Source organism: Nonomuraea sediminis, assembly GCF_018531495.1.
GTDB lineage: Bacteria > Actinomycetota > Actinomycetes > Streptosporangiales > Streptosporangiaceae > Nonomuraea > Nonomuraea sediminis.
In genome coordinates, this window is sequence record NZ_JAHDTI010000001.1 from 1,067,432 (window position 1) to 1,081,950 (window position 14,519).

12 protein-coding genes are annotated in these 14,519 nt (G+C 72.5%); 10 read left to right on the plus strand and 2 right to left on the minus strand.

Annotation, left to right across the window (positions count from 1 at the left end):
• From KIK09_RS04990 to KIK09_RS05020, 7 genes are read left to right on the plus strand one after another with little or no spacing between them, the layout of a single operon-like run.
• Complete coding sequence (locus KIK09_RS04990) at nucleotides 1-990, plus strand: ABC transporter permease (protein WP_214317413.1); 990 nt, start codon at nucleotides 1-3, stop codon at nucleotides 988-990.
• The gene (locus KIK09_RS04995; protein WP_214317414.1) at nucleotides 987-1,823 is read left to right on the plus strand and encodes an ABC transporter permease; all 837 of its coding nucleotides are present in this window, start codon (nucleotides 987-989) and stop codon (nucleotides 1,821-1,823) included. Before KIK09_RS04990 ends, KIK09_RS04995 begins: the two co-directional genes overlap by 4 nt.
• Nucleotides 1,820-2,770 carry an ABC transporter ATP-binding protein gene (locus tag KIK09_RS05000; protein ID WP_214317415.1) on the plus strand — a complete coding sequence of 317 codons (951 nt, stop codon included), beginning with the start codon at nucleotides 1,820-1,822 and terminating at the stop codon, nucleotides 2,768-2,770. The genes KIK09_RS04995 and KIK09_RS05000 overlap by 4 nt, the downstream gene beginning before the upstream one ends.
• A complete protein-coding gene (locus KIK09_RS05005; protein ID WP_214317416.1) occupies nucleotides 2,767-3,699 on the plus strand; it encodes an ABC transporter ATP-binding protein in 933 nt (310 codons plus the stop codon). The genes KIK09_RS05000 and KIK09_RS05005 overlap by 4 nt, the downstream gene beginning before the upstream one ends.
• A complete protein-coding gene (locus tag KIK09_RS05010) occupies nucleotides 3,696-4,637 on the plus strand; it encodes a glycoside hydrolase family 3 N-terminal domain-containing protein (protein ID WP_214317417.1) in 942 nt (313 codons plus the stop codon). The genes KIK09_RS05005 and KIK09_RS05010 overlap by 4 nt, the downstream gene beginning before the upstream one ends.
• A 44-nt stretch (nucleotides 4,638-4,681) precedes the next feature.
• Nucleotides 4,682-5,869: a glycoside hydrolase 5 family protein gene (locus KIK09_RS05015; RefSeq protein ID WP_214317418.1), complete on the plus strand. Its 1,188-nt coding sequence runs from the start codon at nucleotides 4,682-4,684 to the stop codon at nucleotides 5,867-5,869.
• The gene (locus KIK09_RS05020) at nucleotides 5,866-7,089 is read left to right on the plus strand and encodes an alpha-L-fucosidase (RefSeq protein ID WP_214317419.1); all 1,224 of its coding nucleotides are present in this window, start codon (nucleotides 5,866-5,868) and stop codon (nucleotides 7,087-7,089) included. The genes KIK09_RS05015 and KIK09_RS05020 overlap by 4 nt, the downstream gene beginning before the upstream one ends.
• 132 nt (nucleotides 7,090-7,221) lie before the next feature.
• Here the strand turns inward: KIK09_RS05020 and KIK09_RS05025 are convergent, their stop codons facing one another.
• Complete coding sequence (locus KIK09_RS05025) at nucleotides 7,222-7,806, minus strand: ArsR/SmtB family transcription factor (RefSeq protein WP_214317420.1); 585 nt, start codon at nucleotides 7,804-7,806, stop codon at nucleotides 7,222-7,224.
• Nucleotides 7,807-8,025: 219 nt separating this feature from the next.
• Between KIK09_RS05025 and KIK09_RS05030 the strand changes: the two genes are divergently transcribed.
• The 3 genes from KIK09_RS05030 (at nucleotide 8,026) to KIK09_RS05040 (ending at nucleotide 10,987) form a co-directional block, all read left to right on the plus strand.
• Nucleotides 8,026-9,243: an MFS transporter gene (locus KIK09_RS05030; RefSeq protein ID WP_308163924.1), complete on the plus strand. Its 1,218-nt coding sequence runs from the start codon at nucleotides 8,026-8,028 to the stop codon at nucleotides 9,241-9,243.
• A gap of 57 nt (nucleotides 9,244-9,300) precedes the next feature.
• Complete coding sequence (locus KIK09_RS05035) at nucleotides 9,301-10,107, plus strand: serine/threonine-protein kinase (RefSeq protein WP_214317422.1); 807 nt, start codon at nucleotides 9,301-9,303, stop codon at nucleotides 10,105-10,107.
• Between the two features lie 85 nt (nucleotides 10,108-10,192).
• Nucleotides 10,193-10,987, plus strand: coding sequence for a hypothetical protein (locus tag KIK09_RS05040; RefSeq protein ID WP_214317423.1), 795 nt, complete (start codon nucleotides 10,193-10,195; stop codon nucleotides 10,985-10,987).
• On the opposite strand, the gene KIK09_RS05045 is transcribed toward KIK09_RS05040, so the two are convergent.
• The gene (locus KIK09_RS05045) at nucleotides 10,977-14,504 is read right to left on the minus strand and encodes an NACHT domain-containing protein (protein WP_214317424.1); all 3,528 of its coding nucleotides are present in this window, start codon (nucleotides 14,502-14,504) and stop codon (nucleotides 10,977-10,979) included. The two genes, KIK09_RS05040 and KIK09_RS05045, sit on opposite strands and share 11 nt — an antisense overlap.
• Between the last annotated feature and the right edge of the window lie 15 nt (nucleotides 14,505-14,519).

Sequence of the window (14,519 nt, forward strand, 5' to 3'; positions counted from 1 at the left end):
ATGTCACGCTTCCTCGTCCGCCGGGTCGCCTTCTACCTCGTCACCGGGTGGATCGCGATCACGCTCAACTTCCTGCTCCCCCGGCTGATGCCGGGCGACCCGGCGGAGGCCCTGATCTCGCAGATGTCGCGCACGATGCCGCTCACGCCCGAGCAGGCAGCCGCCATCCGCCAGATGTTCGGCGGCACCCAGCGCCCGCTCTGGGACCAGTACCTGGAGTACCTGGGCAGGCTGGCCCGCCTCGACTTCGGCGTGTCCACCTCGTTCTACCCGCAGCCGGTCTCCGAGGTGGTGGGCGGCGCGATCTGGTGGACGCTGATCCTCATCGGCACCACGACCGTGCTGGCGTTCCTCGTCGGCACCGGGCTCGGCATCGTCGTGGGCGGCAGGCCGGGCTCGCGGCTTGACTCGATCCTGACGCCGGTCTCGACGTTCCTGGGGTCGCTGCCGTACTTCTGGGTGGCGCTGCTGGCCGTCCTGGTGTTCAGCATGCGGCTGAAATGGTTCCCGATCAGCGGCGGCTGGGACGCCGACATCCCTGTCGGGTTCACGCCGGAGTTCATCGGCAGCGCCGTGCAGTTCGCGGTGCTGCCCGCGTGCACGATCCTGATCTCGTCGTTCAGCGGGTGGCTGTTCGGCATGCGGAACATGATGATCACGACGGCGGCCGAGGACTACGTGCTGCTCGGCACCGCCAAGGGGCTCAGGCCGCGCCGCGTGCTGTTCTCCTACGCCGCGCGCAACGCGATCCTGCCCAGCGTGGCCGGGTTCGCCACCTCGGTCGGCGCGGTGGTCGGCGGGTCGCTGCTCACCGAGGTCGTCTTCGTCTACCCGGGCGTCGGCACGCTGATGTTCAAGGCCGTCAGCAGCCTGGACTACCCCCTGATGCAGGCGCTGTTCCTGGTGATCTCGCTGTCGGTGCTGGCCGCCAACTTCATCGCGGACTCGGTGTACGGCCTGCTGGATCCCCGGGCCAGGGAGGTGCGATGAGGCGCAACCGCAAGGTCGTCGCGGGCGTGGTGATCATCGCCTTCTTCGTGCTGATGGCCGTGGCCGGGCCGTTCCTGGTGGAGGCGTTCGGCCTGTCGGCGACGCGGATGGACACCGCCAACCCGCTGCTCGCGCCGTCGGCGCGGCATCCGCTGGGCACCACGATGATGGGCGAGGACGTGCTGGCCCAGCTCGTGGTGGGCACCCGCACCTCGCTGCTGGTCGGCCTGGTCGCCGGCACGATCGCGGTGACGCTGTCGGTGCTGGTCGGCGTCACGGGCGCCTACCTGGGCGGCAAGGCGGACGCGGTGCTGACCACGCTCACCAACGTGTTCCTGGTCATGCCGGGGCTGCCGCTGCTGATCATCGTGGCCAGCTACGTGCGCGGGCGCGGCGGCTGGCTGCTGGTGGCGCTCATCATCGGGCTGACGGCCTGGCCGTGGGGCGCCAGGCAGAAGCGCGCGCAGACGCTGTCGCTGCGCAGCCGCGACTTCGTGATGGCGGCCGAGCTGAGCGGCGAGAGCAAGTGGCGGATCATCGCCTTCGAGCTGATCCCCAACCTGCTGCCGCTGATCTCGACCGGCTACCTGGGCGCGGTGATCGCCTCGATCTTCGCCGACGCCGGGCTGTCGTTCATCGGCCTGGGCAACATCAACATCACCAGCTGGGGCTCGATGCTGTACTGGAGCAACAACCAGCAGGCGCTGGTCCAGGGCGCGTGGTGGTGGTTCGTGCCGCCCGGCGCCTGCATCGCGCTGCTCGGTACCGCCGCCGGGCTGATCAACTTCGGCATCGACGAACTCACCAACCCGCGGCTGAGGGTGGCGAAATGATCCTTGACGTCTCCGGACTGCGCGTGGAGTACCCCGGCGGGCTCGCCGCCGTCGACGGCGTGTCGTTCACACTCGATCGCGGCGAGATCCTCGGCGTGGCCGGCGAGAGCGGCTGCGGCAAGTCCACGCTCATCACCGCGCTGCTGCGCCTGACCAGGCCGCCCGCCAGGATCACGGCGGGCTCGATCCGCTACCGCGACACGGACCTGGTGGGGTTGTCAGAGGAGGAACTGCGGAAGCTGCGCTGGGAGCGCCTGGCCATCGTGCTGCAGAGCGCGATGAACGCGCTCAACCCCGTGCACCGGCTGGCCGCCCAGTTCGTCGACGTGATCCGCGAGCACCGCGGCGGCAGCCGTGCGCAGGCGCTCGAGCGGGCCGCGCAGCTGCTCGGGCTGGTCGGCATCCCCGCCGACCGGCTGCGGGCCTACCCGCACGAGATGTCCGGCGGGATGCGGCAGCGCGCCACGATCGCACTGGCGCTGGCCTGCGAGCCGGACCTGGTGGTCATGGACGAGCCGACGACCGCGGTCGACGTGGTCATGCAGCGGCAGATCCTCCGCCAGATCCTGCGGCTGCGCGCCGAACTCGGCTTCGCCGTCGTGTTCGTCACGCACGACCTCGGCCTGCTCATCGAGCTCGCCGACAGGATCGCGATCATGTACGGCGGGCGGTTCGTCGAGGTGGCGCCCGCCAAGGAGATCTACCACTCGCCCCGCCACCCCTACACGCGTGGGCTGCGCGACTCGTTCCCGCCGCTCCACGGGCCGCGGCGCGAGCTGCACGGCATCCCCGGCTCTCCCCCGGACCTGCGGCGGCCGCCGCCCGGGTGCGCGTTCGCGCCGCGCTGCCCCGCGGCCTTCGAGACCTGCTCGTCGCACGCGCCCGCCCTGACCGATCTCGGCGGCAGGCAGGTGGCCTGCTTCCTGCACCACGGAGTGTCCGCATGACCGAACCAGTGCTCGAGGCGGTCGGCGTCAGCATGCGCTTCCCCGCCGGCCGTGGCCGCGCCGTACACGCCGTGGAGGAGGCCAGCCTGGCGCTGCACGCGGGACGGACCGTGGCGCTGGTCGGCGAGAGCGGCAGCGGCAAGACCACGCTGGCCAGGATCCTGGCCCGCTACTACCCGCCCACCTCGGGCGAGGTGATCCTGCGCGGCTCCCCCGGCAGCTCCTACAAGCGGCAGGTGCAGCTGGTCTTCCAGGATCCGTTCGCCTCGCTGAACCCGGTCCACCGGGTCGGCTACATCCTGGGGCGGGTGCTCCGCATCCACGGCCACGCGCGCGGCAGGGCCGCGCTGCGCGGGCAGGCGGCCGAGCTGCTCGACCGGGTGAACCTGCCCGAGGAGGTGCTGGACAAGTTCCCGCACGAGCTGTCGGGCGGGCAGCGGCAGCGGGTGGTGATCGCCAGGGCGCTGGCCGTACGGCCGCGCGTCCTGCTCGGCGACGAGCCGGTGTCGATGCTGGACGTCTCGATCCGGCTGGACATCCTCAACCTGCTCGCCCGGCTGCGGGACGAGGACGGGCTGGCGATGCTGTACATCACGCACGACATCGCGGGCGCGCGCTACTTCGCCGACGAGATCCGGGTGATGTACGCGGGCCAGATGATCGAGGGCGGTCCCGCCGAGGCGGTGACCTCCGATCCGCGGCACCCCTACACGCGGCTGCTGCTCGCCTCGGCCCCGGATCCCGACCGCACGGACTCCTTCGGCGAGGACGAGCCGGGCGAGCCGCCCAGCCTGATCGATCCGCCGGGCGGGTGCCGGTTCCATCCGCGGTGCCCGGTGGCGATGGAGGTGTGCTCGCGACGCTTCCCGCCGCGCAGCGGGGGCGAGCACTGGACGCACTGCTGGCTGTACGCGGAGGAGGACGCATGAGGGAACTGGTCGCACGCTGCCTGATGGCCGGGATTCCCGGTACGTCGCTTCCGCCGGGGCTGCTCGACCACTGCGCCGGTCTCATCCTGTTCACCAGGAATGTCGCGAGCGGTGATCAGGTGCGGGAGCTGACGTCGGCCGCGCGGGCCGCCCGGCCGGACGTGCTGATCGCGATCGACGCCGAGGGCGGGCCGGGAGGGCATCTCGCTGCCCTGGGCGCTCCCGAGGGCCTGGGCAACCGGGCGCTCGGCCGCGCGGACGACGTCTCCCTCACCCGGCGGGCCGGGGCCGAGATCGGGGCGGAGCTGGCCGGGCTCGGCATCAACGTGGACCTCGCGCCCTGCGCCGACCTGGACTCGCGCGCCGACAACCCGATCATCGGGGCGCGCTCGTTCGGGGCCGATCCCGCGCTGGTGGCGCGGCACGTGCTCGCGTTCGTCTCCGGACTGGAGAGCCAGGGGGTCGCGGCCTGCGCCAAGCACTTCCCCGGGCACGGCGGCACCTCCGCCGACTCGCACCTGGAGCTGCCGGTGGCCGCGCTGACGCCCGAGGACCTGGTGCCGTTCAGGGCGGCCGCCGGCGCCGGGGTGCCGATGATGATGAGCGCCCACGTCACCTACCCGGCCCTCGACGCCGCTCCTGCCACGCTCAGCCCCGCGGTGCTCACCCGGCTCCTGCGGGACGACGTCGGGTTCGGCGGGGTGCTGGTGACGGACGCGCTGGAGATGCGGGCGATCAGCGACCGGCACGGGTTCGCCGAGGCCGCGGTGCTCGCGCTGGCGGCCGGGGCGGACCTGGTTCTCATCGCCGTCGGCGACGCCGACATCGCCGGGGTGAACGACGCGGTCGTGGCCGCCGTGGAGTCGGGGCGGCTGCCGCGGTCCCGGCTGGAGGAGGCCGCCGCCCGCGTCAGCGCCCTGGCCCGGCGTTACCCCTGATCGCCCCGCGTTGGGCTTGCCGTACTTCACGAAAGGTTGTCTTCATGCGTTTTGGCGTGAACTACACGCCGTCTCGGGGATGGTTCCATCACTGGCTCGACCTGGATCCGGCGTCCGTGCGGAAGGACTTCGACCAGATCAGCGCCCTGGGGCTGGATCACGTCCGGATATTTCCGTTGTGGCCGCTGTTGCAGCCGCACAGGGGGCTGATCCGGCGAGCGGCGGTCGACGACGTCCTGCGCGTCGTGGACGTGGCCGGGGAGGCCGGGCTCGACGTGCAGGTGGACCTGCTGCAGGGGCATCTGTCCAGCTTCGACTTCTATCCGGTGTGGGTGCGGACCTGGCACGAGCGGAACATCTTCACCGATCCCGACGTGGTGGCCGCCCAGGCGGAGCTGGTGCGCACGGTGGCGGCGGCGCTGGCCGACCGGCCCAACCTGCTCGGGCTCACGCTGGGCAACGAGCCCAACAACCTGGTCGCGCACAACCCGGTCACCGCCGACGAGGTGGACGCCTGGCTCGACACCCTGCTGGCGGCCTGCGCGGAGGCTGATCCCGGGCACCCCCACGTGCACTCCGCCTACGACGCCACCTGGTACACCGACGACCATCCGTTCACTCCGCGGGCCAGCGCCACGAAGGGGGCGCTGACCACCGTGCATCCGTGGGTGTTCTCCGGCGACTGCGCGCGGCGCTACGGGCCGCTGTCGGTGGAGACCACGCAGCTGGCGGCGTACGTCGTGGAGCTGGCCAAGGCCTACGCCGACGACCCTGGGCGCCAGGTGTGGGTGCAGGAGATCGGCGCCCCCGAGCCCCACATCCCGGCCGGGGACGCGGCGGCCTTCGCCACGCGGGCGCTCCGCGCGCTCCTGGCCAGGCCGGGGCTGTGGGGCGTGACGTGGTGGTGCTCCCACGACGTGGACCGCGGGCTCATGGACTTCCCCGAGCTCGAGTACACGCTCGGCCTGCTGACCAACGACGGCCGCCCCAAACCCGTCGCCCACGCCTACACCGCCGCCGCGCGCGAGGAGCGTGCCGTGGGCCTGGGCGGGGACGCGCTGGTCTTCGGGGGGGTCCGGTCGGAATCGGCGCCGGGCGGTAGCTTCTTCGAAGCCTGGATGGCGCGGGCGGCGGCCGCGGGGCACGGGCCCGCGATCGTGCTGGCCTCGCGGGTGGACGACGCGGCGCACCTGGCCGGGCGCGGCATCACGAACGTTCTGGAGCTCTCATGACCATGCAGCCCTGGTTCCCCGACGCCAAGCTCGGGATCTTCGTCCACTGGGGGATCTACGCCGTCGACGGGATCGCCGAGTCGTGGTCGTTCTACAACGGGCAGATCAGCCACGAGGACTACATGAAGCAGATCCCGGGCTTCACCGCCTCGGCCTTCGACGCCTCCGCCTGGGCCTCCCTGTTCGCCGAGGCGGGGGCGCGCTACGCCGTACTGACGGCCAAGCACCACGACGGGTTCGCGCTGTGGCCGACGGCGCTGTCGTCGCTACGGACCGAGCGGGACCTGGTGGGCGAGTACACGGCGGCGATGCGGGCGCAGGGGCTGCGGGCAGGGCTGTACTTCTCGCATCTGGACTGGTCGCATCCCGACTACGCGAGCGTGGGATCGGGTGACAACCGCTTCGCGTATCCGCCGCCAGGGCAGGAGGATCCTGAGCGGTGGGAGCGCTTCCTGGCCTTCCATCGAGGGCAGCTGGCGGAGCTGCAGGAGCGTTATGCGCCCGACCTGTTGTGGTTCGACGGCGACTGGGAGCGTTCGGCGGCCTTGTGGCGGATGGACGCGCTGCGGGAGGAGCTGCAGGGCCGCCAGCCGTCCGTGGTGATAAATGGCCGCATGCAGGGCTTCGGGGACTATGCCACTCCGGAGCAGGGCGTGCCCATCGATCCGCCCGCCGGGCCGTGGGAGCTGTGCCTGACGATCAACGACTCGTGGGGGTGGCAGGAGAGCGACACCAACCACAAGTCGGTCAGGCAGCTCGTCCGCGTCTTCGCCGAGACGATCGGCGGCGGGGGCAACCTCCTGCTCGACGTCGGGCCGCGCGCCGACGGCAGCATCACCCCCGAGCAGCAGGTACGGCTGCGCGGCCTGGGATCCTGGATCCGCGCCCACGCTCCGGCCGTCTACGGCACGCTCCGCGGGCTGCCGCCCGGCCACTTCAACGGCGCCACCACGCTGTCTGCCGACCGGCGCCGCCTCTACCTGTTCGTCTTCGACCGCCCCAACGAGTACGTCGTCCTGCGCGGCGTGCGCAGCACGGTCACCGGCGTGCGGACGCTCGCGGGCAGGCCCCTTCACCACACCCGCTTCGGCGGCCTCGGGGAGGTGCCCGGCTGGGAGTACATCTACGTCGAGGACTCCGACCTGGACCCCCTCTGCACGGTCCTCGAGGTCGCCCTCGACTCCCCCCTCGAAACCTACCGAACCCACACCCGCGACTGACCTCCCCCGCCGCCGGAGGGACCCTTCCGCCGCCCCGGGGCCACTCCGCCCCACCCTCCCCGGGGTCACTCCACTTCACCCTCCCGGGGTCACTCCACCCCACCTTGCAACCACCACCCGCATCCCTGGGGGTTATTGGTCGGTGACGCCGACTGGGAAGCAGTCGAAGTGGATGACCACGTGTTCCGTGCTCGCGGGGGCGGAGCGTTTGTCGGAGACGGCGCGGTAGTGCTCGAGGATCTCGAAGACGTCGTCGCGCAGCTGCGTCGTCTCCTCGAGCGTGAGGCGTAGCGAGCGGCGGCCCAGGCTGCTGGCCAGCACCCACTCCTCGGGCGCGGTCGTGGACTCCTCCCGCCAGCGGCGCAGCTCGGCGCCCCGCTGCCGGAGCAGGTCGTCGAGCAGGAACTCGAACGCGGTCGAGGCCTCGGGATCGTCCTGCGGCGCGGGGCCGTAGGAGAAGCCGCCGGGGACGAGCCGCCAGTACTTCTCCTTGCCCTTGCCGAGCTCGGGAGCCACCTCGATCATGCCGTGCCTGGCCAGCTCGCGCAGGTGGTAGCTGGTCGCGCCGGTGTTCTGCCCGACCATGCCGGCGAGCTTGGTGGCGGTGGACGGGCCGTGCTCGTCCAACAGCTCGTACAGGCGCAGCCGCAGCGGGTGGGCGAACGACTTCAGCGCGCCCTGATCCAGAGTTCGCGCGGAAAAGGTCTTGCCTGCCATAGTGTGCACACCTATCTTTGCAAAGAAATCTATGCACAGATTCCCTTACACACTATCGGAGCTCTGATGACCCCGCCATCGCCCCGCCCGCACTCCCCGGCCCCCAAGCGTGACCGGTCGTCGACGAACCCCCCAGTCGGCGAACGCGACGGAGCGTCGAAGCGCCAGGAGCCCGCGTTCGACAGGAGGGGGCTTTCGTTTCTGTTGGGGTCGACGGGGGTGTCGAACCTGGCCGATGGGGTGCTCAAGGTGGGGGCGCCGCTGCTGGCCGTGAGCCTGACGCGCTCCCCTGTCGAGGTGTCGGTCATCGGGACGGCGACCACGCTGCCGTGGCTGCTCCTGGCCCTGCCGGCCGGCGCCGTCGCCGACCGCATGGACAGGCGGCGGGTCATGGTCGTGGCCAACGTCCTGCGCACCGGTGTGCTGCTGGGAATCGCCACGATCCTGCTGCTCGGCGTGCGGAACCTGTGGGTGCTGGCCGCGGCGGTGCTGCTCGCGGGCGTGGCGGAGGTGTTCGCCGACACGTGCGCGCAGGCGGTGCTGCCGATGACGGTGCCACGTGACCGGCTCGCCTGGGCGAACGGCCGCATCGTCGGCCTGCAGACCGTCGGCAACGACTTCCTCGGCGCGCCGCTCGCGGGCCTGCTCGTCGCCGCACTCCCCGCCGCGATCCTCGGCGCCCCGGCCATCCTGTACGGCGCCGCCGCCCTCCTCCTGGCGGGCATGCCGGGCCGCTACCGCTCCGCCCAGGGCAGGACCGCGGGCTCGGGCTCGGGCTCAGGCTCGGGCTGGAGGAAGGAGATCGGGGAGGCGATGCGGTTCCTGTGGGGGCACCGCTTCCTCAGGACGCTGGCGGTCTCGGCGGGGCTGCTGAACCTGTCCAGCGCCGCCTACTTCGCCGTGTTCGTGCTGTGGGCCGTGGGCGACGGGTCCGCGATCGGCATCCCGTCCAGCAGGTACGGCCTGGTGATGTCCGCGCTGGCCGCCGGAGCGCTGGTGGGGTCGCTGGTCTCCGCGAGGGTGACCGTACTGCTCGGCGAGGGCAGGACGCTCGTGGGTACGTGGCTGGCCAATGCCCTGCTGCTGCTCGTGCCGGTGATCGCGCCGGTGGAGTGGGCGCTGTACCCGACCGCGGTGTTGCTGGGCGTGTTCGGGGCGGCGGCCAACGTCCTGGTGATCTCCACCCGCCAGCGTCTGATCCCCGACGCGCTGCTCGGCCGGGTGAACTCCGTCTACCGCCTGATCGGCATGGGCGGCATGCCGCTGGGCGCGGCGCTCGGCGGGCTCGTGGGCGAGCTGGGGCTACAGATCGTCTTCTACGGGTCTGTCGGGGTCAGCTTGATCGCCGTGGGACTGGTCTGGCGCGCATTGACAGATCAAATTTCCGGGCCTCTGACCAGCGCACCCACAATTTCAGGCATATCCAGATCACGTTAAGTGCCCTATCCCCTGCACTGAGATGACATGATTTACCCCGAGCAATGAGGGGATGGCATGCGGGAGATCGGCGGACGGTACCTCCTGAACGAGGAGGCCGGTCGTGGGGGTATGGGCGTCGTGTGGCGGGCGTTCGATCAGCTGCTTCACCGTCAGGTGGCACTCAAGGAGCTGACTCTGTCCGGTGAGGCCGAGATGGTGCGCAGGCGGGTGCTCAGGGAGGCCAGGATGGCCGCCGGACTGACGCATCCCAACATCGTCACGGTGCACGACCTCATAGAGGAGAGCGGCAAGCTCTGGATCATCATGGAGTACCTGGAGGGGCTCTCCCTGCACCAGTTGCTCTCGCAGGTCGGCACGCTCCCCGCGCAGTCGGTCGCCGCGATCGGCCAGCACCTGCTCGCCGCGCTGCGCACCGCCCACAAGGCCGGCGTGTTACATCGCGACATCAAGCCGGCCAACGTGATGCTGACCGGTGACCGGGTGGTGCTCACCGACTTCGGCATCGCCACCGCCGAGGGCGACATCCGCATGACCACCTCGCGCAGGCTGCGCGGCACCCCGGCGTTCATGGCCCCGGAGAGGCTGTACGGCGGGCCTGCCAGCAAGGAGGCCGACATGTGGTCCTTCGGGGCCACCCTGTACAGCGCGGTCGAGGGGCAGCCGCCGTACCCGGGCCAGGACGCGGCGACCGTGCTCGGCATGGCGCGCAGCGGCACCTTCCCGACGCCGCGCCGGGCAGGCATCCTGCGCCCGCTCATCGAAGGCCTGCTCCACCACGACCCGGTGCGGCGCTACACGCCGGAGCAGACCGCCGGCCTGCTCGCCGGGATGCGGGCCAGCAACTACCCGGCCGCCATCTGAGGCCTTCAGGTTCCTTCAGCTCGGTTTCAGGCGCACCTGGCGAGCCTGTCGGGGGCACAGTCCCTGACTCTCGAGGAGCCCTGCGATGAAGAACCCCATGCTCGCCGCCCTGGTCGCGGCGGCGGCGCTGCTGTCCACGGCCACGCCCGCGTACGCCGAGCCCACGCCGTGGCCGGCCCCCACCCATGCCGAGCCGGCGATCCTCGGGGTTTCGGTGAGCCCGAACCCGGTGGTGCTGCGACCGGGCGAGTCCAGGACCGTCACGGTCACGGTGAACGGCAGGGACCTGCGCGAGGTGCGGATCTCGATCGGATCCGGCAGGTACGCGCCGCTGAGCGGCGGCTGGAGCGCGTCCACCACGGTCGGCTGGGACGACCCCGAGGGCACCTGGCCCGTGCACGTGTCGGCGACGGGCGCCGACGGCAGGCAGTACACGGCGGACTCCTCGTTCACCGTGCGCCACGAGGGCTACCGGAACCCGGGCCCGCGGGCGACGCGGATCGCCGGTTTCGACGCGAGCCCCGAACCCGTGCGCAAGGGCCGCAAGCTGACGCTCACCGGCGAGCTGCAGGTCGCGCAGTGCTACGGCGACAGCGACCACGTCTGGGACGGCTCGGGCAGGACCCGCGGCGACGACGACTACTGCCGGGACGACTCCTGGAACGACTGGCAACGCCTGGGCGGCCGGGAGATCGGCGTCTACTTCCTGCCGAAGGGCTCGCACCGCTGGCAGTACGTCGACACGATCGAGACCGACGACGACGGCTCCTTCGCCACCCAGGTCCGCGCCTACCGGTCCGGCACCTGGGGCGTCCGCTCCGGCGCCACCGGCGGCCTGGGCTCGTCCGAGGCCTACGACTACGTGCGCGTCAAGCGCTGACGCGCCGGGCCACCATGGCGATCACGGCCACGGCCAGGGCGGCCACCGCGAGGCCGCCGAAGGTGAGCCACGGCGCGAGCTCCCGCCCCAGCTCGTAGCCGACCGGCATGCTTCCGAAGACCGCGGCCGCCACCACAGCGGCCGCGAGCAGCGGGGACGAGCCGCGCGCGGCCGTGGCCGCCAGCAGCGCGGCCAGGCCAAGCACGACCAGCCCGATGACGGACCTGGAAGGGCTGGAGGCCGGGCCTTCAGCGAGGCCGCTCGGGCTCACCCTGGACATCAGCTCGTGGCCCACGGTGCCGTCGATGCGCTCCCCGAGCTGCAGGAGGGCGGCCACCCCCGCGAGCACGGCCACGGAGGCGGCGGCCTGGGCGCGCGCGACGGCACGCGCGGGCCCCAGGAGCGCGAGCAGCGAGGCGGGAACCGCCACGGCGGCCACCGGAACGATCAGCGCCCCCGGCGGTTCGAAGCCGGGGAGCGCCACGGCCACCACTTTGATCACCAGGTAGGCCGCGGCGGCGGCCACGGCCGGATGCCGATGCCAGGCGGCCACGACGACCGCCCCGCACGCGAGCACCGCGGTCCACGGCGCCCGCGACCCGGCCGGGATCAGCAGCGCACATCCCAGGACCGCGGCGCCGGCCACCAGAGCGCCGCCGCTCCCGCGCGCCCACCCCCGCACCGCCCGACCTGCCAGGGCCGGGAGAGCGCAGCAGAGGAGCGCCAGGACCACGACCACGGGCGGCCACGGCACATCGGTGACGGGCACCGCGCACACCACCGCGGCGATCGAGGCCACCCCCGCGAAGGTCACCAACGGCCCGCCGGGGAAGTCGGCGAAGGCGGCGGGCACGTAGGCCAGGGTCGGCACGCGCCGCCGCCACCGCAGCAGGACCACGGCCGCCAAGGCCGCACCACCCAGGACCCAGCAGGGCGCCAGGATCCACGGGACGTCGTCGGCATAGTGGTGGACGAGCACGAGCCACACCGGCGGCCCGGCGAAACAGGTGGCGGCCACGGCCGCGGCGATCCGATCCCTTCGCAGCAGGGCGACCACCACGAGCGCCACGGCCAGCGCGGTGCCCGCCCACACGGCGAATCCCTCCCACGCCGCGGGCACCAGCGTCAGTCCCGTGTCCACCGGATCCTGGGGCCGCGCCCCGGCCAACGCCGCCAGGGGGAGCGCCGCGAGCGTCAGAGGCCCGCCGTACAGGAAGGACAAGGAGGTGGCGGCCAGCAGCCGCGCGGTGCCCGACCACCACGCCAGGGCCAGCCCGGCCGCCAGGCACGCCACCAGCGGCCAGGTGGGGGACGCCTCGCCCATGGCCAGGGCGCCCGCGATCAGGACCGGCACGGCGAACCCGAGGGCGGCCCGCGTGAACAGCGCCGGGAGCAGCAGCGGGACGGCCAGCAGGAGGAACTCCCAGACCGACCGCGCGTGCGGGGCCACGAGCATGGCCGACATCGATCTCGAGCCGAGCAGCCCGGCGAGCAACCTGCCGATCACGACGAGCAGCACGGCCATCAGCAGGCCCAGCACGACCTGGGCGGTGTCCCGGCCGACGACGCGCACGACAGCGGAGTCGGGCCAGGTGTCGATCGTGTTCCGCGCCCGCACCAGCAGCACGACGACGCCGACCCCGAGCCAGATCGCGCCGAACACGACCCAGCCAGGCCTCATGAACGCGCCGGTGGTGACCGCCGCCGCGGCCACCAGGAGCAGCACGCGTCCCATCCGGTCCGAGGCGAAACGGAACGCGCGGTCGAGGGCCGCGCCTCGTGCGGCACGGCGTTCCGCGGCCAGCTCCCGTTCCTCGGCGTAGGCGGCGACGAGGTAGTCCATCACGTGGGCGTGGCGGAACTCGTAGACGGCGCCCGTCTGGCGCAGCACGCCCCGCCGGTAGGCGTCGTCCAGGAAGGCGGGCACCGCCCACGGCAGCCGCCCGGACAGCGGCAGCCAGAGCCTGGCCAGCACCAGCCACCTCCCCCACGGGCTGCACACGACAACGGCCGCGACCACCACCAGGACGCCAAGAACCGCGCTGTCCCAGAACGGCCCGCTGTTCACAACCGCGTCGATCACGCCGAACTCGAGCCCGAAGATCACCGAGCCCATCGCCATCACCATCAGCGTGCCCTTGCGGTGGGCGGCGAGCACCGACAGCGGCGTGGCCGTGGCCCCTCGTACCAGCACGCGGTCGAGGTCCGCCGAGGCCAGCCCGAGTCCGAGGAACGCGGCGAACCCGAAGGCCAGCCACGACCGGCTCAGCAGCCCGAACCCGGCGCCGAAGGCCACCGCCAGCACGTTCCTGCGCGTGCGGTCCGGCACGCGCGCCGCCAGGTCCCACCAGGCCACCACCCGGCCGTGGCAGGCCAGGTAGCCCAGCCACGAGCGCGCCCGCCGGTATCCCCACCGGGCTCCCCTGGTGCCGTAGACGGCCGGCAGGAACGCGCCGAACAGGTGCCTGCGCACGTCCTCGGCCGTGGCGAAGCCCTCGAGCTCGGCGGGGTCGCGGTCGCGGCCGTCGCTGTAGACGGTCCTGGCCAGCGTCACCAGCAGCGGCGTGTCGAGGGCGGCGGCCAGCGGCCCGTCCGGGCGGGCGCGCATCCGCTCGAGCACCGGCTCCCACGCCCCGGCCTTCCCGGTCCTGGGCAGGTATCCGGCCAGGTCCTCCATGTCGAGGGCGGCGAGCTCGATGCCGGCCGCCCAGCTGACCGGCCTGGCCTCGGCCACGGCCGCCAGGTACTCCTCGGGCCGCGTGGTCAGCAGCAGCGGCGTCGTGGTCTCGTTCAGCGCCTCGAGCGCCGGTAGCCGCCGTTCCTCGGCCAGCTCGTCGAACCCGTCGAGCACCGGCAGCACCGTCCCGCCCGCCACCAGCTCGGTCGCCTGCCCCGCCAGCCGCGGGTAGTCGCGTGCCAGCTGCCCGGCCATCCAGTCCTCCAACGGCTGCTCGACCGGGTCCCACTGCGCGATGCCGAACAGGACCGGGACCCGCCCGCCCGGCTCGCGGCCGTCCAGCAGGTCGAGCACCAGCCGCAGCGCCAGGATCGTCTTGCCGGCGCCCGCCTTGCCGAACACCACCAGCCGCCCCGACGGGATCCCGCCGTAGACGGCCGCGACCTCCTCCAGCCGCCCCGCCAGCTCCAGCGCCGGCGCCCGGTGGCCGGGCAGCGTCCGTGTCACGTTCAGCGGGTGGTCGACCAGCTGCGCGCCGGCGGGCCGCCACGTGATCTGCAGCGGGAACGGGTCGTGCACCCGCCGCTGGATCTCCTCCCTGCGCCACTGCGTCCCCACCGCTCGGGCCAGCGCCTCGGCCGCGTCCTCCCGCCGCGCCGCCGGCCTCCTGCCGACGGTCTCGGCCAGCAGCACGAGTACGGCCAGCACCCCCACGCCGGCCCAGACCCATCCCCGTAACCAGGGCTCGATCTGGACCGACCCGGTGGCAAGGTTGCCGGCGAGCCCGAGCAGGATCGCCGGCAACGCCAGCACGGTCGCCAACGCCGGCCGCCGTCGCACCGCCCCTCCCCCCGG